This is a genomic window from Pseudomonas sp. NFPP07, from assembly GCF_900115645.1.
In the GTDB taxonomy this organism is placed as follows: Bacteria; Pseudomonadota; Gammaproteobacteria; order Pseudomonadales; family Pseudomonadaceae; genus Aquipseudomonas; species Aquipseudomonas chlororaphis.
On sequence record NZ_FOXG01000008.1, the window covers coordinates 412,047 to 438,694 of the forward strand.

The window sequence follows — 26,648 nt, forward strand, 5'->3', positions numbered from 1 at the left end:
GCACCAGAGGTGTTGATTTATAGGCAGACGGAATATAAAAGTTAAAGCTAACTTTAAGTAAAGCCCCTTCGGAGGCCCCATGAAAAAGCCCAGCGAACCGCTGCTGACCATCACCGAAGTGGCCCGGCGTAGTGGCGTCATGGCCTCGGCCCTGCGTTTCTACGAGACCCGCGGGTTGCTCCACTCGATCCGCGTGGGCAGCGGCCACCGCCGCTACCCACGCTCGATCCTCAGGCGCATCGCCTACATCGTGTTCGCCCAGCGCATCGGTTTCTCGCTGGATGAAATCATCCAGCAACTGACCGGCCTGCCCATCAACACCGCCCCGGCGGGCGCGGACTGGCGGCGCCTGACCGCCACCTGGAAAACCCGGGTGCAGCAACGCATCGCCGAACTCGAACGGCTGAACATGAGCCTGGAGGAATGCATTGGTTGCGGCTGCATGTCGATGGAACACTGCCAGCTCAACAACCCCGAGGACATCTACTCGCGCAACGGCTGCGGCGCCCGGCGCTGGATGGGGGACCAGAAAATCGCGATCCCCGGCGAGCCGCAGGCCGATTGATCGAGGAAGTCGCCTGCCCTCCCCGGCGGCGACCGTCCCATCCGCGCCAGCGCCTTAGCCGCGCAACACGAACACCGGGAACATCTCGCGCAGGTGCTGCCACAGGTCCGGTACCAGCACCTGTTGCGGCGTGCTCGGCAATTGCGGGTCGAGCATGCGCGCGGTGCGCACCATCTGCACCGCGAAGCGCTTGACCCCCAGGGCTTGCAGGCGCTGGCCGAGGAGCAACAGGCGGGCCGGCTGCAACAGGTGCCAGTGCACGGTGGTGCGGCATTCGTAGTCGACGCCGCTGGCCAGCAGCAGCTCCAGGCTGCGCCAGTTGGCCTTGCCGCTGCCCGGCACGCCGGTAATCATCGGGCCGTCTTCGGCCAGGGCCTTGACGTCGAAGCCGACCCAGTCGGCGCCGGCCAGCGCCCGGGCAAAGGCCGCCGGCTTGATGCCGGCGCTGTGCAGGCCGATGCGCAACCCCATGGCGCGCACTTCCTCCATCGCCGCCGGCAAACCGTCCTGCAGGGTCGGCTCGCCGCCACTGAACACCACCGCGTCCAGCAGGTCCTGGCGGCGTTGCAGGAAACTCAGGACCCGGCACCAGTCCAGCTCCTCGCTGCCGCGCGGCGGGATCAGTTGCGGGTTGTGGCAGTAGCGGCAACGCCAGGCGCAGCCCTGGCAGAACAGCACGCAGGCGAGCAGCCCCGGGTAGTCGAGAGTGGTCAGGGGCACCATGCCCCCGACCCGCATCTTTCGGCTCATGGGCGCCCTGCCGCGGTCGCCTGTTCGGTGACGTGCAGGCTGCACACCTCGAAGAACCGCGTGCCGATAAGACCGAAGGCCGCCAGCAAATGGGTGACCGGTAACCTGGGGTAGATCATTGCCCTTCTCCTTGCTTGCTCTGCGCTCACCCCGGGTGCCCGTCGACCCGCGCCCGCAGCAACATCGGCCCGTAGCGCCAGACGTACAGGGCAAAGGCCAGGGCCCAGCACAGGCCCGCCAGCCACAACGCCGCCACCGGCAGCCAGAGCACCAGCAGCACCCGGCTGAGGCAGGCCAGATTGAGCAGGATGAACGCCAGGGTCATCCCTGCTGGCGGCTCCAGCGGCCGCCCGGTATGGCCCAGGCTGACCCGGGCGATCATCGCCAGGATCAACCCGGCCATGGCGCCGATGGTCAGGCCGTGCACGGCCAGGCTGGGGTTCAGCGGCGCGCCGAAATGCCACAGCGCCATGCCCAGGCACGCCAGCGCCAGCCAGCCGTAGGCCAGGTGCAGCGACCACAGCAGCGGCACGCGCCACAGCCCGCGGTCCTGCCAGCGCCACAACCGCAGCAGATGCGCGGCCGCCAGCAGCAGGAACAGCGCGCCAACCCAGGTATTGGCGATGAGCGCCGGCCCGACGGCATACAGCAGCGCCACCAGGGCCGAGCCCGCCAGCAGCAGGTAATCGAGCCATGGCCAGGGCGCCACGGCCGCGGCCCGACCGAGGCCGCGCTGGGTGAAAAACGGAATCACCCGCCCGCCGATCAGGCTCATCATCGCCGCCACCAGCCACAGGCCGCTCAGCACGCCCTGGCGCTGCCAGCCTTCATGGCCTTGCAGCAGGCCGGCCACCGACAGGCCGTCCGCCGCGGCGAGCAACAGCAGCACCAGGACAATCGGGTAGTTGCGCTGTTGGCGCACCTTCCACAGCATGCGGCCCATCAACCCGGCCAACGCCAGGGGAAACCCCAGTTCCAGCACGGCCAGCAACGGCCAGGGCGCGCTGCCCAGCCAGGCCAGGCGCGCGGCCAGCCAGAGCAAGGCCAGGGCCGCCAGCGGCTGGCCGCTCAGGCCCGGCTGGCCGGTCCAGGTCTGCGCCGCGGTCAACAGGAAGCCGGCGATGATCGCCAGGCCGAAACCGAACAGCAGTTCGTGGCGGTGCCAGCCCAGCCAGCCTCCCGCCGGTTGCCAGTCGCCCAGGGCGCCCTGCAGCGCCGTCAGCCACAGCGGCACCACCAGCAGCGCCAGGACACAACCGGCGAGGAAAAACGGCCGGAAGGCCAGGCGTAACAGCGGCACGATCGCCAGCGCCGCACGACGCTCAAGTACTTGCATCAAGCCCACTCCTTTACCCAGCGTGCGACCCGGCGACGGTCGACACGCGGCGAATGAAATCCCCGGCCATCATCGGCCATTGGCGCGCCCTTGCCGTTGTCGCCCATCAAGCTTGCCCGGGATGCGGCGGGCGGTTGTGCCCGCCATCCTTTCCAGCAGTGCAAGGGCCGTGCCCCAGGGCCCGATCACCACCAGGAACGGCCATAGGCCGGCGGGCCGGGGTTGCGGCCGGCGCGGTGCCGAGGCTCGCCTTACAGCGCGAGGGTCAAAATGACCATTCGCTAGTCATTTGCACCCGAAATCGCCAAGTCCTTTTGACTACGCCTTTGGCATTCCCCCTGCAATCAACGCTCGCAATCGGGCTCCACGCACTCGCAACCGCAGGCTTGCCCCGGACTGTCCAGGTCCTCCTGGAACAGCTGGCAGATGTTGTCCACTTCCAGCCGGCCGGCGGGCAGGATGCTGATGAAGCGCTCCGAAAGCTCCACCAGGCCATTCCAACTCAGCTGTTGCAGGCGCAGCCAGGCGGACGCGAAGTACTGGCGGAAGATCAGCCCGTAGCGGCTTTCGATGGCCAGGATGTCCAGCTCCAGGTCGCACGCCAGACGCTCCATGACCAATTGCCGGACCTGGTCGCCGGCCTCGCAGCGCCAGCCGCGACGGGTCGCCAGCTGGCCCAGGTCCAGCTGTTGCAGATAGTCGTCGAGCAGCTCGCTGTTCTGCGTATACAGCTCGTCGAACTGGCTGATGGCACCCAGGCCGAAACCCACATGGTCGCAGTAGCCGTGGCAGGTAAACCCCTGGCAGTTGCGGCGCAGTCGGCCACGCTCCTGGGCCATCATCAGGTCGTCGTCGGGGCGCACGAACTGGCCCAGGCCGATGTACTGGTAACCCGCCGCCAGCAGGCGCTCGAAGCAGATGCGCCGCATCGTCTCCTTGGCCTCCTGGCTGCAGGCCGCCGCAGGGCGCTCCTGGCCCTGGCGCCGGTAGCGCAACGGTGGCCGGGCATAGTCGAACACCTGCAGGCGGTCGGGCTCCAGCTCGATCAGGGTGCCGAGCTTCGAGGCGAAGCTCGAAGGGGTCTGCCAGGCATGGCCGTAGCCCAGGTCGACATTCACCGAGCGATAACCGAAGGTCCGCGCCGCATCGATCAGCGAATGGATGGGCGCCGGGTCCTGGTAGCAGGCCACCGACAGCTGGCTGTCGCTGCCAATATCCGGCACCCCGATATTGACCTGGTTGAACCCCTGCTCGCGCAACAGGCCCATGGTCGCCCAGTCGGTGGGGTGCAGGTCGACGTCGATGCTGTAGTCGCCGCAATCGTGTTCGAGGAAGTGGAAGCGCTGGCGCAGGTGCTGCATCAAGCGTTGCAGTTGCGCCGCCTCCGGGGTGCCGCCACCCAGGTGGAACTGTTCGATGCGCTGCTCCGGCCCCAGGTGGCAGCCCACCAGGTCGATCTCGCGTTCCAGCCGCCGCAGGTAGCTTGCGCCAGCGTCCACCGCCGCGCCCGACAGGCGCGGCGGGAACTGCACGTTCAAGGACAGCGGCCGGCGCTTCTGCCGGCTGTTGCGCAATGCCCGCAGCAGGTCCAGGGAACCGATGCCGCCGTGAAAGCGGCGGGTGTCGGCATGGCCATTGGGATCGAGCACGCCTTGATCGCGTCGAACGACCGGCTCGCTGCGGTGCGGGAGTAGATCAGGCATGACAGGGCTCCATGGCTGGCGGTGGAGGGCCAGTGTCCGGCGTTAACGCCCGGGGCTCCTTGACTTGCATCAAGCGTGGGGCGCCGCCGGCCTACCAGTTCAGGTAGAACATGCCCTTGGCCAGCAGCACGATCAGCAGCATATGGCCGAACAGGCTGTGATGGATAAAGCGCGAATAGCGGGCATTCATGCGCCCGCTCCGGAACAGCAGCATGGCCACCAGGAAGTGCCCGAGCACGCTGGCGGCCAGCAGGATCTTCAGCAGCAGCAAGGTGCCGAACGACGACGCCAAGGGCGCCGCCAGCACCGGCAGGTAACGCACCCAGACCATGCCCAGCCCGGCGCCGAACAGCACCAGCAGGACCCAGGGCATCAGTTGGCGGGCACGCCGGGCGATGCCCTGTTCGAGCAGCACCATAAGCTTGGCCGGCAGTTGCTGGCGGATGTGTTCCAGGAACAGCACCTCGAAGAATACCGTGCCGATGAAGACCAGCGCGGCGAGCAGGTGCAGGGTGAGCAGCAGCGGATAGATCATAGGCCCTCCGAATCAGAGTTGCGCGGCCTGGGCCAGCGCCTCAACCGCCGGTCAGCGTGGGAAAGAACGCCACCTCGATGGGCTCGGACCAGGCGGAATCGCCCCGGCCTCGCACGTTGCCGCGAGACTACCGCCCCGCCCCGCCGGCGCGGTTGACGTCAATCAAGAAAGCCACAAGTCCCCGAGAGGGTCGTCATCACCCCATTCACTGAAGGCCTAAAGAGCGACCGCACCCATGATCCGCCGCTTCAATCGCGATAACCCGCAAGCCGCAGGTAGCGTTCGCCTTCCGATTGCAGCTGCGCATCGCTCGCCGCCAACTGGGCCTGAGCTTCGGCCAGGTTTTTCCGGCAACCATCCCAGCGGCAATCCGGCAGCTGTTTGCTCAGTGAATTGGGCGACACATTCGCGGCGCTCGCCTCCAGTCGCTCGCCATTGCTCCAGTCCATCCGCCACTCAGTGCCGGGCAGCGGGGGCTCATTGTTGTAATGCAATTGCCCGCGGTAGCGCATCAGCTTGCCTGCGAAGAACAGCCAGGTTTCGCGCTTGACCGGCACGTGCCCCTCGATCGCCCGCTCAGCGCCCGCTTCGGCCAGCAGTTCCACCTGCGCGAGGGGACCGCTTTGGGTCAGATGCAACCACACACCCTTGGGCGCGTTGTAGTGCTTCAAGCCATACCAGCGCGGTGTGCTGTCCGGCATCACGACGGTGCTGATGCGTTCCTTGGCACTATACGAAGAGAGTCGCCAGGGAAACTGATTGAGCTTGACGGCAGCCGGCACGCGGCCGGTCCTGGCCCAGTCCGGCGACGCCTCAAGCCGTTCCTGCAGGTCCAGGCTCAAGTGCCCCGGCCATGCCATCTGTCGCACGCTGCCGTCCGGCGCCTTCAGGTTGGCACGCAAGGTCGTCACCGCCATAGGATCGCCAGGGTGGCTATCTCCCCCTGGCGTTCTGACGGCGAGATCCACCATCTGATAACCGGGTACATCCTGCTTCGGGAAGACCAGCGCAATACTCAGGGGTTGCTTGCGTCGCTTGGAGAATCCCCGCCGTGCCTCCCACGACAAATCGCGGGCCCAGTTTGTAAACAAGGGCTCGCGCCACAGCGCCTCCGCCGGTGCGCGCAATTCGGCATGGCTGAAGCTGTAATGCTCGGCAGGTGTTTCGGGCAACTCGAAGCGCAGCTTTAGCGGCTGCCCCGCACTGCCCTGCAACACCTGTGCGCGAACCGTCACTTGGCGCCGCACCGGCAAGCTTTCCATCTCGAAACGAGGCGCCGGGACACAGGCGGTACCGACCATGCAGGTGAACAGTTGCAAGCTGGGCCGCGTCTTCTGCGTCTTGCCCTTGCTACCGATAGAGGGGAAGTAATAGGCAACGAGCTCGGCCCCCGTCCATACTTGCGGCCACAATCGCGCCTGGGTCGATTCATCGAGGTAGGCAATGGAGCTGTCGGCCAGTTCGACCTCCAATGACAGCGACGCCGCCTGCAGGGGCGCAACAGACGAGGCCACCAGCAATGCAGCGGTCGCGATGGCGCGCCGCAGGGTCGCTCTGCTAGCCGGATTGGCGAAAAACAGGATTGTTTGAATGAGCATTCTCCCTCCATGGAAATGAAACGACACATCGATACAGCACCACTCAGGGAGCAGCAATGACCAGCATCATGGACCCCACCTTGCGCGGAACCGGCAGGATCACCGGCGCGTTCTTCAACCCGGCGGGGGATATCGCCGCCGTGGTCTCGGAGTTTGCATTGCTGGTCAATCCGCCCGCGCGGGCGGCCTATGGCGGCACCGGCTTGCGTTATCGGTTCGGCCTGTACCGACGTGGCGAGCCGGTGCCGTTCGCCATCTTCGACGAACTGTGCCTGCCGATCAACGATGTGGGTTTCCACCCCACCCTGCCCCGCATCGTGATCGGCGCCGGCCGCTATGACGGCGGCTACCTGTTCGAAGGCGAGCTGGCGGTGTGGAACTGGCAGACCGGCGAAAGCCGGCGTCCTTTTGCCGATATTCCCGAAGTGGTGCGCTGCCGCTACGACGCCAGCGGCGAGCGGATCGACGCCTGGGTGCGGCCATGGAACGAAGAATGGGACGGGCTGGACGACAGCGACTGGTCGGTGATCCTCGACACCCTGTTCCTGGTGCAGGCCAATGACAGCGAGGCAGCCTGGGCTGGGCAAACGCCCGCGGTGCTGGAACTGGACTCGGCCGCGACCGTCGCTGCCTCGGGCCTTGCCGCAGATGACCAGCGCCTACCGGCCACGCGCCTGGCCCATTGGCTGGGTGTGCCCGAGCTGGAATGCCGAGGCGCGATCCGCGATATCGCCTGGCTCGGTCCGGACCGTATAGGCGTTACCCACGACGGCTGCCTGCTGGACATCTACAGCACGGACGGCAGCCGGCTCGCCCACCATGGCGGTTCGGGCTACGGCGCCGAGATCCTGCGCGGGGCCGGCGTGCATGTGCACGGGGTGCTGGTGCAGGACGGGCCCGAGGCCTATCGCCGCGATTCCCGCGTGTATGCCCTGACAGGCAATGGCCTGGTCCTGGTACAGGAATACGACGATGAATACACCTTTTCGGCCGCCAGCGACGGCCGTCTGCTGGGGCGGCGCAACCGATTGAGAAGCCCCGATTCGAAGGCCGTCGATCTGCTGCTGGACCCCGCTCGCGACAACGTGCAGCCCGTCGATGTCGGCCACTACGACTGCTTCAACCACTACATCGGCATCAGCGGCGCCCCCCATCTGTTCGCGCTCCAGGGCACCCCGGCCAGTTCCCATGAACACAAGCACCTGTGCATCGTCCAGCCCGACGGGGCCGTGCAAAGACTCTGGCCGCTGCTCAAGCAGGACGGCACCCGGGCCAGCCACGCCATGGAATGCCGCGGCGCTTATGTGGCGGATGCCCTGGGCGCGGGTGTGGTTATCGCCGGCCAGCACTACAACCCTTCGGTCGGCGATGCGTACCAGGGCTTCATCTACCGCCGGCTCTTGGAGCGCGGCCAGGAACTGTGGCGGCATCCCACCCCGGCCTCGCCCAGCGCGATCGTCCACCTGCCCGAAGCCGGCCTGGTGGCGGCGGCTTTCCTGGACGGAACGCTCATGCTGATCGATGCCCGCAGCGGGCAGCTACGGCTGAACGCCAAGGCGCGGATCGACGGCTTGCCGACCCTCATCCACGCCATGGACGCCCGCGACGGACAGCTGGCGCTGGGCACCGTGGATGGCCGGATTGCGGTGAGGCCGGTCGCCGATCTGCTGGCCGCTGGCGATGCCCGGGGATGGGTGGAAATCGGCTGAGCCGGCCGCAGACAAAAACGCCACTCCCGGGAGTGGCGTTTTTTATTGGCTGAGCGACTCAGAACTGCGCCTTGAGGGTCATGGTGAAGTTACGCGGATCGCCGTAGTAGTTGCCGAAGGTCTCGGTGCCGATGGTGGCGTAGTAGCGCTTGTCGAACAGGTTGTTGCCGTTGAGCGCCAGCGACCAGGTGTCGTCGATGCGGTAGCCGATGCGGCCGTTCCACACCGCGTAGCCGGCCTGGGTGATTTTTTCGCCGGTGGCCGGCGAGACCCGGAAGTTATCGCTTTGCGCGTTGACCCCGGCGCCGATGCTGAAGCGCTCGAACGCGCCATCGAGGGCATAGTCGCCCCACAGGCGCAGCACATGGCGCGGCACATAGCTGTTGAACGCGGCGCCATTGAGCCCGCTGTCGATGTCGTCCAGGGTCTTGGTCTGGGTATAGGTGTAGCCGGCCAGCAGTTGCAGGCGCTCGATGACCTCGCCGCTGATTTCGGCTTCGAAGCCCTGGGCGCGGACCTTGCCGGAGTTCAGGTAGCAGTAGCCGTCCGATGACGCACAGCTGGAGTTGTAGTCGGTCTGCGCGAGGTCCTTCTGCACGGTCTGGAACAGGTTGAAGGCGCTGTTCAGGCGCCCTTCGAACCATTCGCCCTTGATCCCCAGCTCATAACTTTCCCCCACCAGCGGCTTGAGCGCCGAGCCGCTTTCCGAGCGGTAGTTGCCTTGGGGCGTGAAGATCTCCGCGTAGCTGGCATAGGCGGTCAGGTTGTCGTTGAGGTCCAGCAACAGGCCGGCAAAGGGCGTGACCTGCCCGGTCTCGGTGCTCCTGGCGTGCTCCGAGGTGCCCGAGCTGAGGAACACCGAATCGCTTTTCGAGCGGTACCAGCTCACCCGGCCGCCGACGACGAAGGTCAGGGGTTCCGCCAGCTTGAGCCGCAGGGTCGAGTACAGGCCGCGCTGCTCGGTGACGGTCTTCACCGGGCCACCGCGGGTCGAGTTCTCGATGAAGTAGTTGTCGTCCGGTTCGGGGATATGCCGGTCCGGGTTGAACACGTTCTGCCGCTGCGGCAGCAAGGCTACCGAGAAGAAATCGTCCTTGTCCGCGCGACTGCCGTTGACCCCCACCACCAGCTCATGCTGCAGGCCGAACGCGGTGAATTTGCCATCCAGGTAGGCATCGAGGCCGTAATCGACCTGGTCGTAGTCGTACATGCTGCCGAGCATGCCAGTGGTGTCGACGCCGGGGGTCACCGAGCCGGAGGCGAAGGTGTATTTGATGTCCTGGGTGTTCTTGGTGTAGACGCCGGCGACCTTCAGCGCCCAGTCGTCGTTGAGCTGGTGCTTGAGGTCGCTGAACACCGTGGTGCGCTTGCTGCGCCAGGTGTTCCAGGACGGATCGAGGCAGGTCGAGCGACTGAGTTTCAGGTCGCTGCCGTCCTTGTAGCGCGGCAGGCCGCCCCAGCACGGGTTGGCGTCGACGTCTTCATAGGCGATGCCCAGGCCGAGGGTGGTGTCGGGGCTCAGGTCGAAGTCGAGCGCACCGTAATACACCTGGTCCTTGCGACTGGCGTCGTCGATGAAGTAACGCCGGCTCTGCTCGGCCACCACTGCGCGGCCACGCAGGGTGCCGGACTCGTTGAGCGGGCCGCCGGTGTCGACCTGGCCGCGGTAATTGTCCCAACTGCCACCGGACAAGGTGACTTCGGTCTGCGGCGTGCTCTGGCCACGCTTGCGCACGAAGTTCACCCCGCCGGCAGTGCCGCCCGCGCCTTTCATCATCCCGGCGGCGCCACGGAGGATTTCCACCCGGTCGTAATAGGCCATGTCGCCGCTGAAGCTGTCGGCCTGGACATAGAGGTTGCCCATGTCCAGCGGCACACCGTCGTACTGATACTGGCCCGACATGCGAAAGCCGCGGGAGTAGAAATACTTGCCGCCCATGGTCGAGTCGTAGACGGTGATGCCCGGGGTCTTTTCCATGACCTGGTCGATGCTGTGCAGGTTCTGGTCGTCGAGCATCTTGCGGGTCATCACCGTCACCGATTGCGGGGTCTCGCGCAGCGAGTGCTGGCCCTTGCCGATGGTCACCGCCCCGGTGGTGTAGGAGCCGCTGCCCTCGGTGGTCGCCCCCAGCAATTGGCCGTCGATGTTGGTGGCGCCCAGTTCCAGCGCCGAGCCGAGCACCGGCACCGCGCGCAGCACATAGCTGCCGTTGGCCTGGGGCTCGGCGCGCAGGCCGCTGCCGCGCAGAATCCGCGCGAAACCTTCGTCGACCCCGAACTGGCCCTTGAGCCCGGGCGATTGCCGGCCCTGGGTTTGCTGTGCATCAAAGGAAATCGCCGCCCCGGCGGCGCTGGAAAAACGGGTCAGCACATCCACCAGGCTGCCGGCGCCAATGTCGTAGGCGCGGACCTGGCTCTGCTGCGCCGCGGCTCCTGTGGCCGGCTCGGCATTCGCCGAACAGGCGCTGGCCATGGTGGTTGCCAGCAAAGCGACTTTCACTGCGTTCGCCAGACGACCTGGCGCGTTCACCCGAGACATGCTCCCTCCCCCAAAACGGTCAATGACAACTCACTGAGGGATGAGCCGAACGGTGCGGTCGAAAAGTGCAGGCGCCGCAGAATTTTTTATCCAAGGCGCCTGTTCAGCGCGAATCGGCCCGGGCGACCTGGACCCAGAAACGGCTGTAGCGGGTCACGCGCAAGGCAAACCCACTCTCCAGCGCCGCCAGGGCGAGGTCGGTGTCATCGATGGGAAAGACCCCGGAGACTTTCAGGTCGCCGATGGCCGGGTCCCAACGCAGCACGCCGGGGCGATAGCGCGACAGGTCGTTGAGCAGCGCCGCCAAGGGCCGGTCGATGGCGATGATGCTGCCCTGCTGCCAGGCGCCCACCGAGACATCGTTGCCCCGTGGCGTGCCCAGGCTCCGCTCGTCGAACGCCAGCCGCTTGCCGGCCTCGACCCGCATTGCCGAACCGCCGCCCGGCACGCTGACCTCCACCGCCTTTTCCAGCACCGCCACCTCGCCGCCCCCGGGCTGGCTGCGCACGATAAAACGCGTGCCCAGCGCCAACACCTCGGCGTGGCGGGTGACCACCTTGAAGGGCCGCAGCAATGGATCAGGCGCGGTGCTCACCAGGATCTCGCCCCACAGCAGCTCCAGCACCCGCTGGCGCCCATCGAAGCGCAGGTTGACCGAGGTGTCGGTGTTAAGCAGCAGGCTGCTGCCGTCCGCCAGGCGCAATTCGCGGCGCTCGCCCACCCGGGTGCGGTAGTCGCACATCAGGTTCTGCGCGGCCTGGCTGCGCCAGCCCAGCCAGCCCAGGGAACCGGCGCAGGTCAGCAGCCAGGCGCTGCGCAGCACCTGGCGTCGGGAGCGATTGCCGGCCTGGCTCAAGGTCGGCGCCGCCAGGGCGCCCGGCACGCTGGCCATCTGCTCGGCCACGGCGGCCATTCTCTGCCAGGCCTGGCGATTCAGTGGATCGGCCGCCAGCCAGCTGTCCCAGGCGGCCCGGTCGGCGTCGGTCGCGGTGCCGGAATGCAGGCGGGCATACCAGCGCGCCGCGACACCGATGGCTTTCATTTCTTCGGCGGGCAGGCTCATGGGAGTTGCAACTGGATCTGCATCAGGCAGCAATGCTCCATGGCCCTGGCCATGTGGTTGTTCACCGTGCGCACGCTGACGCCCAGTTGCTCGGCGATTTGCGGGTAGGTCAGGCCACTGAACTGCGACAGGATAAAGGTCTGCTTGACCCGCGGCCCCAACCCTTGCAGCAGGCGGTCGATCTCCATCAACGCCTGGAACAGGATCGCCTGTTCCTCCGGCGACGGCTGCAGGGCTTCGGGCATGGCGGCCAGCACGTCAAGGTAGGCCTGCTCCAGCGAGCGCCGGCGAAACAGGTCGATCAGCAGGCCCTTGGCAATCATCGACAGGTACGAGCGCGGCTCGCGGATGTCCAGCGCGGAGCGGGCCTTGATCACCCGGACGAAGGTGTCCTGGGCCAGGTCCGCGGCATCGAAGGCGTTGCCCAGGCGCTTGCACAGCCAGCCCTGGAGCCAACCGTGATGGTCACAATACAGATCGTTGACAGCACTGCGTAAGGACAAGTCGTTGGCGGGCATGACGATGGAATAATTCGCGACTGATAATGACTCGCATTGTCATGTACGTCATCGTGGCTTGCAACAAATACCTGTGGGCGCGACAACCCTCCCCTTCGACCTTGGGGCTGGCTGTCCTTGATCGCGACACGGAACCGCCATGACAGCAAGCGTTCACGGCCTTCAAAGGTAGCTGAGGACGAAGGTCAGGGTGCCGTCGGCCTTGCCACTGGAAACCTTACTGGCAACCTGGATGTACCGGGCCGCCAACTTCAACGAATTGATCCCGCCACTGGCCAGCCCCATCATCTGTGGCTGCCCCAGAAGCATTGGCGTGTGGTTTGCCATGGAAGCATTGAGTATTTGGATGCCGACCCCTGTCGCCGACTGCGCCGAAGAGGCCAACCTGATGGTTCCCGGGTAGCCACCGACCTGATAGGTATTATCCAGGGTCAGATTGATCCTGGCTTCCGCATCGCAGCGCAGGTCGATGGAGAAGTTCTTTTCTTGCGCCATGCTGCCCGGGCCGCGAAAGCTGTTGGCATCGACCCTGCCCATCTTCACCAGGACGCTGTTCTCCATCACGAAGCAGGACGACACCGCCACATTGATCAGGGGAAAAGTGAAGGTGTTGAGCTTCTTGTCATACAGGCCACCCAGGAGAGAGTCAGGGCTGCTCATCACCGAGAAGTCTGGAAATCGAAAACTTCCCCCGGCCACATCCCCCAGTTTGATCAACTCGAAGGTGTGTTGGAGCGCGTAATATTTGTCCCCTCCCAGATAAGGAAAGGCGACGCCAACCATGGGACTGGTGCTGTTGAGATCGGTACTGCTGAACGAATAGTTTCCCGTGGGCGCCGACAGGTTCCACCTCAATCCGATCCCACTGTTGCTCGTCCTGAATGCCCCACGACTGACCCCAACCGCCGCATTGGAAGACGACTTGAAGTATTGGGCATAGCCCCCGGTTGGAAAGTAGCGGTTATTGCATCGAATAGGGGTCTTGACCTCCACGGATGCCAGTACGCCGCCAACCGGGACGTCCCGTTGCACAACCAGCGAGCTGGAAAAAGGAACACTGATAACAGCGGGACCGAAAGGAAGGCAGACATCGGAAAGGGCAGCGACCGAGTACGGGGAAAACAGGCTGCCAGCCGCTGCAAGCCAGACAGTCCAGGCACTGAGACCACGAATACTGAACAAGAAATGTCCCTCGAGAATTGAACGACCTGTGCAGCAACGCTACATAGAAGCTTCAACAGTCTAAATAAGATAATTCGCAATAAATTGATCTATTTTCTACAGAAAACTGAAGATTCTTACCCATGAAAATGATGAAATATCCTTAAGACAAGCTCTGTACAAGACAGCTTGCTCAACAGATCTTTCTGCGTTGACCGATCGAACTTTCCCTCCCCATCAAGCGAGCTTGCCCCTGCTCGGCCTTGAGGCAGCCACACGCCCCCAAACGCCAGGGCCCTGTTTGCGAAGCCTTGCGCCCTCCCCGTCAGGCCCTACCCGATATAGGCAACCTTGGCAGCAGAACAGCGCCGCTGTAGCCGTAGGGCGAGAAGGAGCTGTACGCCAGGTGCCGCTGAAGGCATAGGCGTTGACCTTCTCCAGGTACGGGTCGGTGACGTTGTCGCCGCCCGGGGTGAACAGCCAGTGCCGCAGTGCGATAAAAAAACGCCGCCTCCTTGCGGGGGCAGCGTTTTTTATGGCCTGCGGTTCAGGTTCAAAAGTCGAGACTGACCCCGACGTTGATGCCCTGTTGGGTGAAGTCATCGTCCTTGCGGATGTTGTAGCTGGCGCGCAAGGCCAGGTCCTGGGTGAGCTTGTGGCTGACCCCGAGGTTCAGGCGGTTGAGGTTGGTCTGCGGGGTATAGCCTTCGAGGGTGTAGCGGTTATCCGGCAGACTGTTGAGGGCCATGGTCAGCTTCTGGGTATCGTCCTCGTATTCCTTTTCGTGGGCGATTTCGCCGAACACCTGGGTTTGCCGGGTGATCTGGTACTTGCCCTGCAGGCCGATGCCCAGGCGCCGCGAGGTGCGTTTCTGGTCGTCGAAGGTCAGTGCGGTGGAGTCGTTGCCGTCCTCGGAATAACCGTCGACCTTGACCCGCGCGTAGTCGGCGCTGATGAACGGCGACAGGTGCCACGGGCTGCTGGCCTGCTGCGCGATGTCGTAGCCCAGGCGAGCGCTGAAGGCGAGGATGTCGCCGTTGGTGTCGCCTTTTTCCCCGCGCTCATTGGGCCCCAGGGCGAATTTGCGCTTGAGGTTGTCGTAGTCCAGGTGCCCGGCGGTGGCTGCCGCGTCGGCCCACCAGCGGTTTTGCTGGTACTGGACGAAGGCGGTGCCGAGGTAGGTGTTGAGTTTGTAGTCCGAGTCGTTGCTGCCCGCCTCGAGCTTCTGCCGATAGGCGCCGGCCAGCACACCCACTCGCCAGGCCTCATCGAGCCGGTAGCTGCCGCCGATGTTCAGGTTCAAACCGTTACCGTCGGCACTGGCGCCGCTGCGCTGGCTGTCGAAGTCCTGGTGCTGGCCGCCCGCGGCGACAATCGCCCGCCATTGCCCCACGCCCTGCCAGTTTTCCCAGTCGGCCTGCCATTGGTTGCGCAGTTCATCCTGGTGCGCGCGCAGGGTGCCCTGGGCCATTTCCGGGAGCAGGGTTATTTCCCAGGGCGCCGCCAGCAAGGAGTAAGCGTAATCGGCGATCAGCCGCTGGCCGGCTTCGGTGGGGTGGACCGCGTCGTTGTAGATCAGCTTGCTTGGGTCCGGCGTGGCGCTGTGAATGCCATAGCGGGCGTTTTCCGTGCAGCCTTTGCCGCTGAAGCAGGTACTCATGAGGTTCTGATCGGTGGCCAGGCCGAACTGCCCCGGATTGGCGAACCCCTCTTTCAAGAGCGCCGGGATGTTGAGGGGAATGACTTGGGCATCGACCGTGCGCAACTGGCGGACCAGCTCGCTGTTGAACCGGTTGCTGAGCTGCGAGGTAAATGCTTGCAGCGCAGTGCCGTTAAGCAATGGGGTCAGGCCGAGATCAGGCAGCAGCCAGACCATGATGTAGCGGGCACCAGCCTGTTGCAGCGCTTGCACGCTGTCGACCAGGCGGCCGGCCGCGGCGTCGGCCTGGCCGAGACTCGTGGCCCCCCCCTGGTAGAAGTCGTTGGCGCCACCGGTCAGGTAGTAGAGGGCATTCGGGTCGGCGCGAAAGTTGTTCGACGGCAGATAACCGGGACGGCTACGGCCGCCAACAGTAGAGGTGGTGGTGATCGAATCGAGAATCTGGTCGGTACGGTAACCGCCGACCGCCCAGTTGTCGCCATCAGGCAGGCCTTCCCTGGCGCGGGCGGCCGAGGTCGAACCGGCGAGCTGGTCGGCCGAGAACCCGAGTCTGGCACCCAGCAATTGCGGGGCAACAGCGGAATATTCTTCCCCACTGCCGTCCAGGTAGACCGGCCCCGTACGGTTGGTCGCGCGATAAGAAGACCCCGCGGGACCGCCGGGGTCGGCAACCTGCCCGGAACTGCTGAGGCTGTCGCCGAACACGATAAAGCTGGAATAGGGGGAAGGGGCTGCGATCGCTTGAGCGCAGGCCAGGGACAGAAGACTGCTGGCAAGCGGTACGAACAACGTCTTTCTAATCATGAGTAAGTCCATTTTTTGTTGTTTTAGAGAACGAAACGACAGTACCAAAAACTTTTACAATTGAGCTATGGCCATGAGCCATATGCCGGAAGGAGGCAATCCCCCCGATGCAGCTGATGATTGATAGGTCGTGAGCGTTGCCTAAGGGGTGATCTTGTCGGTGCCCATTACTGGGCCCTTTGCATTTCATTTTTCTTTTTCGGCTGGATGACCATGTTGACCCGTGGGCGCGACTCGGTGATCTTGCTACCGGTGCCGCGACCGACACTGGCGATCTGCTTGACAGTGTCGTAGACAATTTTCTCACCCGAGGTGGTATTGCCTGCGCTGATCACTTTGGCTCTGTCGATCAGGATGATGCGGTTCTGCTGGGTCAGATATTGAATGGTCACGGCATATGCCTGGACCGGTTGAGGGTCTGTCGCTTTTTGCAATTGTTCGAAGTAGGCCAGGTTGCCCACGGAGGTAACGACATCGACCTCGTTATGACTGCCCTTTTTCATGACGATAGTCACAGTGTCGCCGGTGATCTTCATCGAACCCTGGGTAATGATGACGTTGCCGGTATAAGTAGCAAAACCTTGCTTGTTATCAATCTGACTGCGGTCGGCCTGAACTCGAATGAGTTGCTCACTGTCGTTCGGCAGCCCCCAGGCGTTCATGCTTCCCAGTGAGATACCCAGGCCAAGCAAAATAGGGAAGGTCTTAACGAACCTCATGCTGTCCACTCAATCACCCCCTTGAAAGCGCCACCGATTCGAGCCGCCACAATGCACGATCTTGGTCTCGTAAAAAATGAGGGAATGGAGATTCAGATTGTTCTGAAGAGCGCTGGACAGCAGCAGGTAGCAGCCGACGCCTGCGTCTATACCGAATGGGCCGAAAGCGACTTGAACAAGGCGTCTGGCGCTCACTGAGGCAAAGGCCCACCGAGCTGGGCCCGATTTTCCCGTGCCCCCTCCGGTCACCACAACGTCGGGCTGGCGTGACCTTTTTTTGCTGACCGAATGAAACTCGTGGCAGAACCTTCAGCGACACTTCGTAAATAACGAACCATGGCTCAGGAATAATCGATTTTTCTTCACGGCGATCTCCCCACTAGCATGAACCGTTGGCTCCAGCACACGCCCAGACCGGGAGAACGGCATGCAGTCCCTGCACATCGGCGAACCCTGGATGTGGTTCGCCTTCATCGCCTTCGTTCTGGCCATGCTGGCCCTGGACCTGTTTGTCCTCGGCGGACGCAAGGCCCATCGCGTATCGGTACGCGAAGCATCGTGCTGGGTGATTGCCTGGTCCACGCTGGCGCTGGCCTTCGCGGGCTTGCTCTGGTGGTATCTGCAAGGCGAGTTCGGGCCAGAGATCGCCCAACGCAAGACCCTGGAATTCCTTACCGGCTATCTGATCGAGCAGTCGTTGTCGATCGACAACATGTTCATCTTCGTGATGATCTTCGGCTACTTTGCCGTACCCCCGGAGTTGCAGCGCCGGGTGTTGCTGTACGGTGTGCTCGGAGCGATCGTGATGCGCGCAGCGATGATTTTCGCCGGCGTGTGGCTGGTGTCGCAGTTCGCGTGGCTGCTGTATGCGTTCGGCGTGTTCCTGATCATCACCGGGATCAAGATGCTGCTGTTCGCCCATCGGCAGCCCGACCTCGCCAGGAACCCCCTGTTGCGCTGGATACAGGGCCATCTGCGGATCACCAGCGGCTTTCATGACGAGCATTTTTTCGTCAGGCAGGACGGTCGGCGCTGGGCCACGCCGATGTTCCTGGTGCTGGTGCTGATCGAGGCCAGCGACCTGATGTTCGCGGTCGACAGCATCCCGGCGATCTTCGCCATCACCACCGATCCGTTCATTGTGTTCACCTCGAACATCTTCGCGATCATGGGCCTGCGTGCCCTGTACTTCCTGCTGGCCGACATGGCCGAGCGCTTCCACCTGCTCAAGTACGGCCTGGCGATCGTGCTGGTGTTCATCGGCACCAAGATGACGCTGATGCCCTGGCTGCACATGCCGGTGGAATGGTCGCTGGCCACTGTCGGCGGAATCATTCTGGCGTCGGTGCTGCTGAGCCTGATCACCAGTCGCAGCAAATCGCCTGACGAGGACCGGATGCGAACCCCGTAGGAACGCCTGAGCGGCGAACGACGTATTGGACCCGGGCGCCCTGCCTGCTAACGTCAGCGCTAGCGACCCCGTAGCCTCCACCACTGACGCTGGATATCGACATGCCCACTCCCGAATCCACCCTGCTGCACAGCTGGCAGCACAACGCCCAGGCCTGGATCGACGCCATCCGCGGCGGCGCCATTCAAAGCCGCGTCGAGGTCACCGACCAGGCGATCCTGCTGGCGGTGCTGGGCCGTCAGCCCGAGCGGGTGCTCGACCTGGGTTGCGGCGAGGGCTGGCTGTTGCGCGCCCTGGCGCAACGGGGCGTCGAGGCGGTCGGGGTAGATGGCGATGCGGCCCTGGTGGAGGCCGCGCGCGCTGCAGGCTCGGCAACGGTGCATGTGGCCAGCTATGCAGCGCTGGTGGAAGCGCAAGTAGACATCGGCCGCGACTACGAGCTGATCTGCGCCAACTTCGCCCTGCTGCACCAGGACATCATCCCACTGCTGGCCGCCATGCACGCCCTGCTCGCCCCCGGCGGCGCGCTGGCGATCCAGACCCTGCATCCGTGGAGCGCCGCGGCCGGCGACTATCAGGATGGCTGGCGCGAAGAGACCTTCGCCGGCTTCAAGGGCCAGTGGCAACCCATGCCCTGGTACTTCCGCACCCTGTCCAGCTGGCTCAACGCCCTGGACATGGCCGGCTTCCAGCTCGCCAGCCTGCAGGAACCGCAGCACCCGCAAAGCCCGGTGCCGCAGTCGTTGCTGTTGGTGGCCGAGCGGCGCGGGTAAGCGCTATCCGTCTGACTGACACGACGTAGCGGTTACAGGCCAGCAGTCAGAGTCGCGAGTGCGGTAAAGGGCCACAACCCTTATCTAGATCGGGAGAACGAATCGGCGCTCGGCTCCCGCCTTGCCGTCTTCTGCGGGCTGCTCCGGCAAGAACCCGCAGCGTTCCACGACCTTGGTCGAGCCGAGATTTTCCGGGTAGACATAAGCCACCAGCTGCGTCAGTTGCCAGCGCGTCCGCGCTTGCTCGATCAACTGCCGCAGCGCCTGTGTCGCGAGCCCCTGGCCGCAGGCGCTTTGGGCAATCCGATAGCCGACTTCGGCGGAGCGCTGCGCGGTATCGATGTTTTTCAGGTTGGCGCGACCGATGATGTTTCCGCTGCAATCCTCGATCACCCAGGGATGCCAGGTGCCAGCGGCGAAATCGGCCAGGTAGCCCGCGATATGCTCGGCGACGCCCTGCAACGAATAAAAGGCCGGGGCGCGCGCCTCGATATGGGATTCGAACCACTCACGGTTCCGGGTTTCGAACGCCAGCAGCGCTTGCGTATCCGTACGGCTTAGCTCGCGTATTTTGAATGGCGGCATACACACCTCTGCTTTTTCTCATGAGTAATTGCACGGACCTGCCCACCTGTTGGCCGTTCCTGCGGGAACTTCAGATTACTGGCCAGGTCGATAGGAGCCCCTTCATCGGTCATGACGGGACAGTGAACAAACCCCAGCCGAGCAGCGCTGAAGGCCTGTTTTACGCCAGTGCCGTCGATGATCAACCGAGTCTGCCCCCTGATGCCAACCAAGAGTTTTCTGCCGGGTCTGATCCTGGCGCTCTGCGCAGCCGCGTCGCATTGTTCGGTTGCGGCCGAGCGCAAAGCCTCTCAGCAAAGTAACAACGCATCAACAACCCTGATTGAATCCGCCTCGCAGCAGTATGCGGATGGCCAGTTGGACCAGGCCGCTGCCACGCTGGAGCGGGCCCTGCATATCCAGCCGAACAATCCCGCGACGCTGCACTACCTCGGTGTGTTGCGCCTTCAGCAAGGGCAGTATCAGCAGGCTGAAGCGCTGGCGACGCGCTCCAACATGCGGGTTGGTCGCAACCTCGCGTTACGCAATCGCAACCTCCAATTGATCCAGGCGGCGCAGAAGGCCCTGGCGTCGAATAACCCACCCAACGCCGACGAGCGTCTTGTTGCCGTACGGGAGGGCCTGGAAGAAGAGGTTAAAAGGCGCCGTGCAGCAGAAGCTGTCGCCGCCGAGCAGCCCACGCCGGACACTGAACGCCGCACTGAGACCCTCACCCGCGAAGCGGCGGAGAACGCAGCGAACTGGCCGACGGGTGACAGGCCAAGTCCCGAAGGGCAACTGCGAATGACTTCCGCCGAGCCAGCCCCCACGTACGACGAGATTGAGATTCCCCGTGGCCATCGGCCGCCTCCGGGTAAATGTCGAATCTGGTTTCCCGATCGCCCGCCGGGGCATCAGCCCAAACCCGGCAAATGCAAGAAGCTGCGCGATCGGGTTCCGTCCGGAGCCTACCTGGTGCAGGGTTGAGTGTCCGAGTGCCCGCTTCTGACCGCTCTCTGCCGATCAGGCATAACACACAGGAAAACCGGGATCGCTTCACCCCTCAGCCCTCGCCCCCGAGGCGTCACTTTCAACCGTCTCCAGGGCAAGGGCTTCAAGCAGCACCTGCTGCACAATGGCAAAGAAACAGCTGATATGAGCCTGCTTCAAGGCCTGTGGCCGGGTCACCAGGTAGACCTCCATATCGGGAAGCTGGAGCTCCGTGAACAACTCAATCAAGTCCTTCGCCAGCACCCGCGGCAGTACTGCCACCCCCAGGCCACGCCGCACCGCGTCCAGCTGCAGGGCGAACGAGTTCACGCTGATCTGCGCGCGCTCCAGGCCGGCGGCCTTGGCCGCGCGCACTTGCGGCAACATGTCCAGCGGCGGCAGCAGGCCGATATTGACGGCCGTGGCCGGCGTCACCTGTGGAAACCGCCGCAGATAATCCGCAGCGGCGAAGACCCCGTAGGCGAGCCGGCCCATGGGTCGATAAATCAATGACGGCTCGCCCAGGTGCGCGGTGCGCACCGCGATGTCGGCCACGCCGCGCACGATCTTGTGAAAGTCGGCGGCCACCAGCAATTCCACCGTGCAACGCGGGTGAAGCGCGGTGAAGCGACTCGCCGCCTCCAGCACGCACGACGCAAAGCCCTCTCCCGCACTGACCAGGACACTGCCCGACAGCTCGCTGTCCCGCGCGGACATGCCGGTCACGCTTTGCCGCCTCAAGCCCGCTTCCGCCGCCTGGGCGACTTCCACCAGGGACTGGCCCCGCGAGGTCAACCGGCATCCTTCGACGCCGCGTTCGACGAGCGGCTCGCCCAGGGCCTCCTCAAGCTGGGTCAACCGACGGGACACGGTAGACGCCGCAATCCCCAGCAACTGGCCCGCTTGCAGAAAGCTGCCACGCCGCGAGACGGCCAACAACAGGCGAAGATCGTCCCAATTCGCTTCCGACACCATGTTTGATCTGCTCCCTGGTTTGCATATATGCAAAGCCATTATGCAGGAGTCGCTGTTTTTCGAGAGGGGGCTCGACGGTATATCTACAGGCCCTGGAAACGACTGGAATGGACTGTATGCCGATTGGCCCCAACGACTATGCGCAACACGCCGCCAATGCCTTCAACCGCCGTGATATGGAGGCGCTGCTGGCGCTGGTGAGCGAAGACTTCACCTACCTCGATGGCATGGGGATACAAGTGGGCCGCGAGGCCATGCGCCAACGAGAAACCGCGTTGTTCGAAGCCTTCCCCGATGCCCATGTGATCCTCAACCCGTTCGCCGTCGGAGCCGATCGTCTGGCGCTGACGGCCATGCTGAGCGGCACCTTTGCAGCGCCCCTGGTGCTGCCGGACCGGGTGCTTGCACCCCATGGACGCTTTATTGCCGTGCACTACGCCGCACACTTCACCTTCAAGGACGGGTTGGCCATCCATCAAGAGGTGTTCTTCGACAGCGCGGTGTTGATGCCGTCAGCCGAACCGAGTGAGGGTTGAGCCATGCGTCGTGCATTCGTGACTGGCGCCACCGGTTTGCTGGGCAACAACCTGGTGCGTGAATTGCTCGCGCGTGGCTGCGCGGTCAAGGCCCTGGTGCGCTCGAGGGCCAAGGGTGAACAGCAGTTCAAGAACCTGTCGGGCGTGGAACTGGTCGTTGGCGACATGGGCGATGTCGAGGCCTTCGCCGCGGCCCTGGGAGGCTGCGATACGGTGTTTCACACCGCGGCGTTCTTTCGCGACAACTACAAGGGCGGCAGCCACTGGCAGGAACTGGAAAAGATCAATGTCATCGGCACCCGGGAACTGCTCGAGCAGGCCTACCGTGCCGGTATCCGCCGGTTCATCCATACCTCCTCGATTGCCGTGCTCGACGGCGCGCCTGGCAGCTCCATCGATGAAACCTGCCTGCGCACCGACGCCAACGCGGACGGCTACTACCGCAGCAAGATCCTCGCCGACCGTGCCGTCCTGGCGTTCCTCGAAGCCCATCCCGAGATGCAGGCCTGCATGGTCCTGCCGGGCTGGATGTGGGGCCCTGGCGACCTGGGCCCGACCTCCTCGGGGCAGTTGGTCAACGATGTCCTGCACGGCAAGTTGCCCGGGCTGATCCCCGGCAGCTTTTCCGTCGTCGATGCCCGCGATGTGGCCTTGGCGCAGATTGCCGCGGCCAGGCACGGGCGGCGAGGCGAACGTTATCTGGCGGCGGGCCGGCATATGACCATGGCCGAGCTGGTGCCTGTGCTCGGGCGTATCGCGGGGGTCAAGACCCCTGCTCGCTACGTGCCGCTGCCCCTTCTCTACACCCTGGCGGCGGTGCAGGAGGTCTACGCGCGCCTGACCGGCAGGCCCATCCTGCTGAGCCTGGCCACCTTGCGCCTGTTGGTACGGGAGAAGGATCGCAGCCGTTTCAACCACCGCAAGAGCGAACAGGAGCTGGGCCTGAACTTTCGGGCGCTGGAGCTGACGATTAGCGACACCGTGGCGTGGTACCGCGACCGCGACTGGTTTGAAACCCAGGGTGCGAGACACGCCCGCGTCATGGCCGAAGACTGACTTGTTGCCGATGGCGTGACCGTCGAGCCTCAAAGCCGCTGGTCTTGCCTTGCATTGCTGCGGTTTCGCGCCGGCACCCGAGAGATGCCTCGAGTGCCCGCGACCGCGCTTCGCGCACCTTCGGCGCAAGCCTCCAGGGAAGTAAAAACCATGAACAGGGAAATCATCCTGATGCGCCACGGCCAGCCAAAGCTGGACGCCACCGACAAACTGTCCGCGCTCGATATGAAGGACTGGATCGAACACTACAACCGCTGTGAAATCACCCAACAACCCGTCCCCCAGGCCAGCCTGCAACTCGCCGCCACCGCCAGGGTGATTGTCTCCAGCAACGCACCGCGGGCACTGACGTCTGTCCAGGCGCTGGGCCTGAAACCCGCCCTGGTCGACGCGCTTTTTAGTGAAGCGCAACTGCCTTACGGGCGCTGGAAACGGCCACGGCTATCGCCGTTTACCTGGGCATTTATCCTTCGGGTCCTGTGGTTGTGCGGTTACTCGCCCAGCGTCGAATCCGCCGCCACTGCAAAGACCCGCGCCAACACCGCCGCGCAACGCCTTCACACCCTCGCCAGCGACGGATCGGTTCTGCTGCTCGGCCATGGCTTCATGAATCGGCTGATCGCCAGGCAACTGGAGGCACAAGGATGGGTTCGCCAGACACCTAATGGCGGCAGCCGCTATTGGAGTGCGACGGTGTATCGGTATGGCGGTGTTTAGGCGGTGGCCGGCGGAGCATTCCGGGCGTTCAATCCATGGCTATTTTTTCCCACAGGTTTCCACCTCCTCCTGGCGGGTCAACGTGGTGTCGATGCCCAGCCGGTAGCGACAGTAGTCGATGATCCAGCGTCGCTCCTGCTCGGTGAGGCGCTCGACTTTCCTGATCTCGCCATCGTTGGCGTGCAGGTTGTAGAACTTCATTTGAAGCGTCGGGTGCTGCTTTATGAACACGATCGTCTCGATGTCGCCATCCTCGAGCGCCTGGTAATAACCGACATAGAACACCGCCAGGAGCGTCAAGGTGGCTGCGATCAACAGTGTTTTCATGAGCGCGGCATCGCTGGCAGCCGTTGGGTCTTCATCCTGATGTTCCTGGCCTTTTTCGAGACGGGCGATATAAGCACAAGATTGCGTGGTCAGGTACATCTCCTCTTGGACGATTCGCGACATCCTCGACAGCGGCCAGGAGCGCCCGGTCCAGCATCCCAACAGCGGCTGCGCCAATGGCTAATGGAAAACGGCTACCGCATCCTGGACAAGGAAGTAGCGCGGGAAAACCGCTTCAATTACGAAATCAACGTCGCCGATGCGCCGGGCCGATGACCTACAGCGCCAAGGAGCTGTACAGCATGGTTGATGGAGTGGCTGGCGGATGCGAGGCGGGATGGGGGCGTTTGCTGAGCGTCGCGATAGGCTGGAATCGGCCAGAAGCAGACGTTTGGACTAGGACGTTTAGAGTTGGAAAATCAACTCTCATCGGCCAGTGCGCTGGTCGCAGCGCTGCTACAAAAAATAAAGGCAGCGCCCGCTTTTGCGAGCGCTACCTTCATCAACTGCCCGCTAATCAGGCCTTCTTGTCCGCCTCAACCAAAGCCTTTTCAGCGTTGAACCCGTCGAAGTTCTCGAACACGCCCATAAAGCCCGGCACGGTCACTTCTCGCGCCCAGTCGCGCTGCAGTTCGCAGTACATCTGCACCCGGCTGATGAGCTTCGCGCCCGCCTGTTCCATTCTGCGCAACGCCGCCTCGTGTGCGGCGAGCGATGTGCCGCCAACCGCATCGACCGGCACATAAACTTCATAGCCTTCCTGGATCGCGTCGAGCACCGGGAATGTCAGGCAGGCTTCGGTCCAGAGCGCAGTCATGATGAGCTTCTTGCGCCCGAGCGCCTTGACTGCCTGCTTGAATTCCGTGTCCTCCCAGCTGTTGATCGAGGTGCGGTCATAGGTCGGCAGATGGCCGAGCACCTCTTGCAGCTCCTGAATCGGCGGCTTGTTGCGGCCGGTCGCGACATTGACGGTCGAGTGGATGATCGGAAGGTTGTAGTTGAGCGCCGCCCTGGCGACGCTGGTGATGTTGAAGACGAGTTCATCACGCGGCATTGAGCGGATCGAAGAAACCTGAACAGGCTGATAATCGATGATGATCAACGCCGAATTTTCCGGGGTCAGTAGCTGATCGGTATTGGGGTTGCGGAGAGTCTCGCTTGCCATTGGCAAATCCTTTTCATGGGTGACGCACGTTTGTGAAAAGGCCGGAGCCTGTGCGACTGATGGATTCCAGAACACGTGCGAATGATGCCGTGCCTGGAAAATCCATTGTGCTGTTCCTATCTTCGATGCAGTAGTAGCATCACGCGACGTGCTGTGTCGCGAAAAGGGGAACGCTAGAATGGATATCGAAGAACTACAAACCTTCGTGGACGTGGCTGATGCCGGGGGCATTTCGCAGGCTGCACTGCGTCTTGGCGTGTCGAAATCGATCGTCAGTCGCCGCCTGGCTCGGCTTGAAACCGAACTGGGCGTGCAACTGCTGGCACGCTCCACTCGCGGGGCGGCACTTACTGAGGCCGGCGCGACGTTCCGGGACTACGCCGCCAGAGTCTGCACCGAGATCGACATCGCCAAGGAAACTATCCTACCCGCCGGCGCCCTTCGCGGCCGCTTGCGCGTGGCCGTCCCGCTATCGTTCGGCCCGACTCACTTCGCCCCGATGCTGGCGGAAATGGCACGTCGTCATCCAGAGCTGCACATCCAGACCTGCTACAGCGATCGCTTCGTTGACCTCATTGCCGAGGGGTACGATTGCGCCATCCGGGTGGGGTATCTGCAGGACTCCAATCTGATCGCAAGGCGGATTGGCCCGGTCTACGGCAAGCTCGTCGCGAGCCCCGACTACATCAAGGCCCACGGCGCACCCGAGACACCGGATGAACTGATCGCCCATCAGGCGCTCATGCAGGGCACCGAAGCCTGGCAATTCATGGATGGCGACAAGATCATCACGGTTCGTCCGCAAGGACGCTTCAAGGCCGACAACGGCACCGCCCTCGTCGCCGCCGCGACCGCCGGCCTCGGTGTCGCCTACCTGCCCGACTGCCTCATCCATGAACACGTGACATCCGGCGCACTGGTGCCGATCATGACAAACCATCCACCCCCTCCGGCGGGTGCCTACATCATCCGCCCGCCTGGTCCGCATCCAGCCCGGAAAATACGTGTGCTCACTGAACTGCTGATCGAGTTCTTCGGCGAAACTCCGCACCTGGCGGTGCAGCCGCTGTCACATCAGGATGATGCGCTGGCATGTAGCTGAGCAAAGGAGGAGCGACAGACATGCCTTGTGGATTCAACCGTTCGAAGGTCTGAAGGCAACTGTGGATTCAACCGGTCGATGCAACACAACTAAATTCTGTGTAAGCAGAAGGAGTGTTGCAGATGAAGCAGAGACCTCGGATCTATTACACCGAAAGCCAGAAAAAACTGATGTGGGATCACTGGCAGAAAGGCGACTCTCTCCAGCACATAGCCCAACTATTTGATCGAAACCATTCATCGATACAGCGCATCTTGGCGGAAACAGGCGGTATCAGACCCGCTGTACGCCGCAGGTCCAGATTGGCTCTGACGTTGGCTGAGCGCGAAGAGATTTCGCGTGCAGTGGTGGCAGGTAACTCGATCCGTTCCA

General features: G+C 63.5%; 25 protein-coding genes and 2 pseudogenes. 11 read left to right on the top strand and 16 right to left on the bottom strand.

The genetic code is table 11. The features are described 5' to 3' along the window. Positions 1–79: 79 nt before the first annotated feature. Complete coding sequence (soxR, locus tag BM019_RS22450; RefSeq protein ID WP_092420387.1) at positions 80–565, top strand: redox-sensitive transcriptional activator SoxR; 486 nt, start codon at positions 80–82, stop codon at positions 563–565. A gap of 54 nt (positions 566–619) precedes the next feature. On the opposite strand, the gene BM019_RS22455 is transcribed toward soxR, so the two are convergent. The 6 genes from BM019_RS22455 to BM019_RS22475 form a co-directional block, all read right to left on the bottom strand. Next, the gene (locus BM019_RS22455; protein WP_175510710.1) at positions 620–1,315 is read right to left on the bottom strand and encodes an anaerobic ribonucleoside-triphosphate reductase activating protein; all 696 of its coding nucleotides are present in this window, start codon (positions 1,313–1,315) and stop codon (positions 620–622) included. Then, positions 1,312–1,434 carry a hypothetical protein gene (locus BM019_RS31205; protein ID WP_275668617.1) on the bottom strand — a complete coding sequence of 41 codons (123 nt, stop codon included), beginning with the start codon at positions 1,432–1,434 and terminating at the stop codon, positions 1,312–1,314. The genes BM019_RS22455 and BM019_RS31205 overlap by 4 nt, the downstream gene beginning before the upstream one ends. A 26-nt stretch (positions 1,435–1,460) precedes the next feature. Next, positions 1,461–2,651, bottom strand: a complete 1,191-nt coding sequence (locus BM019_RS22460) for an NnrS family protein (protein ID WP_092420393.1) — start codon at positions 2,649–2,651, stop codon at positions 1,461–1,463. Positions 2,652–2,995: 344 nt separating this feature from the next. Next, complete coding sequence (locus BM019_RS22465; protein ID WP_092420395.1) at positions 2,996–4,354, bottom strand: oxygen-independent coproporphyrinogen III oxidase; 1,359 nt, start codon at positions 4,352–4,354, stop codon at positions 2,996–2,998. 91 nt (positions 4,355–4,445) lie between these two features. Beyond that, positions 4,446–4,889 (bottom strand): CopD family copper resistance protein, encoded by a 444-nt coding sequence (locus BM019_RS22470; protein ID WP_092420398.1) that lies wholly within the window; start codon positions 4,887–4,889, stop codon positions 4,446–4,448. Between the two features lie 248 nt (positions 4,890–5,137). After that, positions 5,138–6,487: a hypothetical protein gene (locus BM019_RS22475; RefSeq protein WP_092420401.1), complete on the bottom strand. Its 1,350-nt coding sequence runs from the start codon at positions 6,485–6,487 to the stop codon at positions 5,138–5,140. A 56-nt stretch (positions 6,488–6,543) separates the two neighbouring features. Here BM019_RS22475 and BM019_RS22480 point away from each other — a divergent pair, with 56 nt between their 5' ends. After that, positions 6,544–8,196 (top strand): hypothetical protein, encoded by a 1,653-nt coding sequence (locus BM019_RS22480; protein ID WP_092420403.1) that lies wholly within the window; start codon positions 6,544–6,546, stop codon positions 8,194–8,196. A gap of 58 nt (positions 8,197–8,254) precedes the next feature. Here the strand turns inward: BM019_RS22480 and BM019_RS22485 are convergent, their stop codons facing one another. The 6 genes from BM019_RS22485 to lptA form a co-directional block, all read right to left on the bottom strand. Continuing rightward, positions 8,255–10,735: a TonB-dependent siderophore receptor gene (locus BM019_RS22485; protein WP_092420406.1), complete on the bottom strand. Its 2,481-nt coding sequence runs from the start codon at positions 10,733–10,735 to the stop codon at positions 8,255–8,257. Positions 10,736–10,838: 103 nt separating this feature from the next. Beyond that, a complete protein-coding gene (locus BM019_RS22490; protein WP_092420408.1) occupies positions 10,839–11,798 on the bottom strand; it encodes a FecR domain-containing protein in 960 nt (319 codons plus the stop codon). After that, entirely contained in the window at positions 11,795–12,316 is a 522-nt protein-coding gene (locus tag BM019_RS22495; RefSeq protein ID WP_092420411.1) for a sigma-70 family RNA polymerase sigma factor, read from the bottom strand. The genes BM019_RS22490 and BM019_RS22495 overlap by 4 nt, the downstream gene beginning before the upstream one ends. A gap of 162 nt (positions 12,317–12,478) precedes the next feature. After that, positions 12,479–13,498 carry a fimbrial protein gene (locus BM019_RS22500; protein WP_092420414.1) on the bottom strand — a complete coding sequence of 340 codons (1,020 nt, stop codon included), beginning with the start codon at positions 13,496–13,498 and terminating at the stop codon, positions 12,479–12,481. Positions 13,499–14,030: 532 nt separating this feature from the next. Then, positions 14,031–15,941, bottom strand: a complete 1,911-nt coding sequence (estP, locus tag BM019_RS22505) for an esterase EstP (RefSeq protein ID WP_092420417.1) — start codon at positions 15,939–15,941, stop codon at positions 14,031–14,033. Between the two features lie 167 nt (positions 15,942–16,108). Then, the gene (lptA, locus tag BM019_RS22510; protein ID WP_092420420.1) at positions 16,109–16,660 is read right to left on the bottom strand and encodes a lipopolysaccharide transport periplasmic protein LptA; all 552 of its coding nucleotides are present in this window, start codon (positions 16,658–16,660) and stop codon (positions 16,109–16,111) included. 427 nt (positions 16,661–17,087) lie between these two features. Here lptA and BM019_RS22515 point away from each other — a divergent pair, with 427 nt between their 5' ends. Continuing rightward, positions 17,088–18,071, top strand: a complete 984-nt coding sequence (locus BM019_RS22515) for a TerC family protein (protein WP_092420423.1) — start codon at positions 17,088–17,090, stop codon at positions 18,069–18,071. 101 nt (positions 18,072–18,172) lie between these two features. Beyond that, positions 18,173–18,844 carry a class I SAM-dependent methyltransferase gene (locus tag BM019_RS22520; RefSeq protein ID WP_092420426.1) on the top strand — a complete coding sequence of 224 codons (672 nt, stop codon included), beginning with the start codon at positions 18,173–18,175 and terminating at the stop codon, positions 18,842–18,844. Between the two features lie 84 nt (positions 18,845–18,928). Here BM019_RS22520 and BM019_RS22525 read toward each other — a convergent pair whose 3' ends face one another. Further along, on the bottom strand, positions 18,929–19,429 hold the full coding sequence (locus tag BM019_RS22525) for a GNAT family N-acetyltransferase (RefSeq protein ID WP_092420429.1): 501 nt from the start codon (positions 19,427–19,429) through the stop codon (positions 18,929–18,931). A 201-nt stretch (positions 19,430–19,630) separates the two neighbouring features. Between BM019_RS22525 and BM019_RS22530 the strand changes: the two genes are divergently transcribed. After that, a complete protein-coding gene (locus BM019_RS22530) occupies positions 19,631–20,395 on the top strand; it encodes a tetratricopeptide repeat protein (protein ID WP_092420432.1) in 765 nt (254 codons plus the stop codon). A gap of 69 nt (positions 20,396–20,464) precedes the next feature. On the opposite strand, the gene BM019_RS22535 is transcribed toward BM019_RS22530, so the two are convergent. Further along, positions 20,465–21,373, bottom strand: a complete 909-nt coding sequence (locus BM019_RS22535) for a LysR family transcriptional regulator (protein WP_092420435.1) — start codon at positions 21,371–21,373, stop codon at positions 20,465–20,467. A gap of 116 nt (positions 21,374–21,489) precedes the next feature. Here BM019_RS22535 and BM019_RS22540 point away from each other — a divergent pair, with 116 nt between their 5' ends. The 3 genes from BM019_RS22540 (at position 21,490) to BM019_RS22550 (ending at position 23,682) form a co-directional block, all read left to right on the top strand. After that, positions 21,490–21,909 (top strand): ester cyclase, encoded by a 420-nt coding sequence (locus tag BM019_RS22540; RefSeq protein WP_009044289.1) that lies wholly within the window; start codon positions 21,490–21,492, stop codon positions 21,907–21,909. 3 nt (positions 21,910–21,912) lie between these two features. After that, positions 21,913–22,965, top strand: a complete 1,053-nt coding sequence (locus BM019_RS22545; protein ID WP_092420438.1) for an SDR family oxidoreductase — start codon at positions 21,913–21,915, stop codon at positions 22,963–22,965. A 150-nt stretch (positions 22,966–23,115) separates the two neighbouring features. Then, positions 23,116–23,682: a histidine phosphatase family protein gene (locus BM019_RS22550; RefSeq protein WP_092420441.1), complete on the top strand. Its 567-nt coding sequence runs from the start codon at positions 23,116–23,118 to the stop codon at positions 23,680–23,682. A gap of 39 nt (positions 23,683–23,721) precedes the next feature. Here the strand turns inward: BM019_RS22550 and BM019_RS22555 are convergent, their stop codons facing one another. Next, entirely contained in the window at positions 23,722–24,009 is a 288-nt protein-coding gene (locus BM019_RS22555) for a hypothetical protein (RefSeq protein ID WP_092420443.1), read from the bottom strand. A 109-nt stretch (positions 24,010–24,118) separates the two neighbouring features. Here BM019_RS22555 and BM019_RS31080 point away from each other — a divergent pair. After that, a pseudogene (locus tag BM019_RS31080) lies at positions 24,119–24,308 on the top strand (tRNA (adenine-N(1))-methyltransferase); the annotation flags it as partial. A 218-nt stretch (positions 24,309–24,526) separates the two neighbouring features. Here the strand turns inward: BM019_RS31080 and BM019_RS22565 are convergent. Next, on the bottom strand, positions 24,527–25,174 hold the full coding sequence (locus tag BM019_RS22565) for a hydrolase (RefSeq protein WP_092420446.1): 648 nt from the start codon (positions 25,172–25,174) through the stop codon (positions 24,527–24,529). A 178-nt stretch (positions 25,175–25,352) separates the two neighbouring features. Between BM019_RS22565 and BM019_RS22570 the strand changes: the two genes are divergently transcribed. Together BM019_RS22570 and BM019_RS22575 are read left to right on the top strand one after the other, a co-directional pair. Continuing rightward, positions 25,353–26,276, top strand: a complete 924-nt coding sequence (locus tag BM019_RS22570; protein ID WP_092420449.1) for a LysR family transcriptional regulator — start codon at positions 25,353–25,355, stop codon at positions 26,274–26,276. 122 nt (positions 26,277–26,398) lie between these two features. Then, positions 26,399–26,648, top strand: a pseudogene (locus tag BM019_RS22575) (IS30 family transposase); the annotation flags it as partial.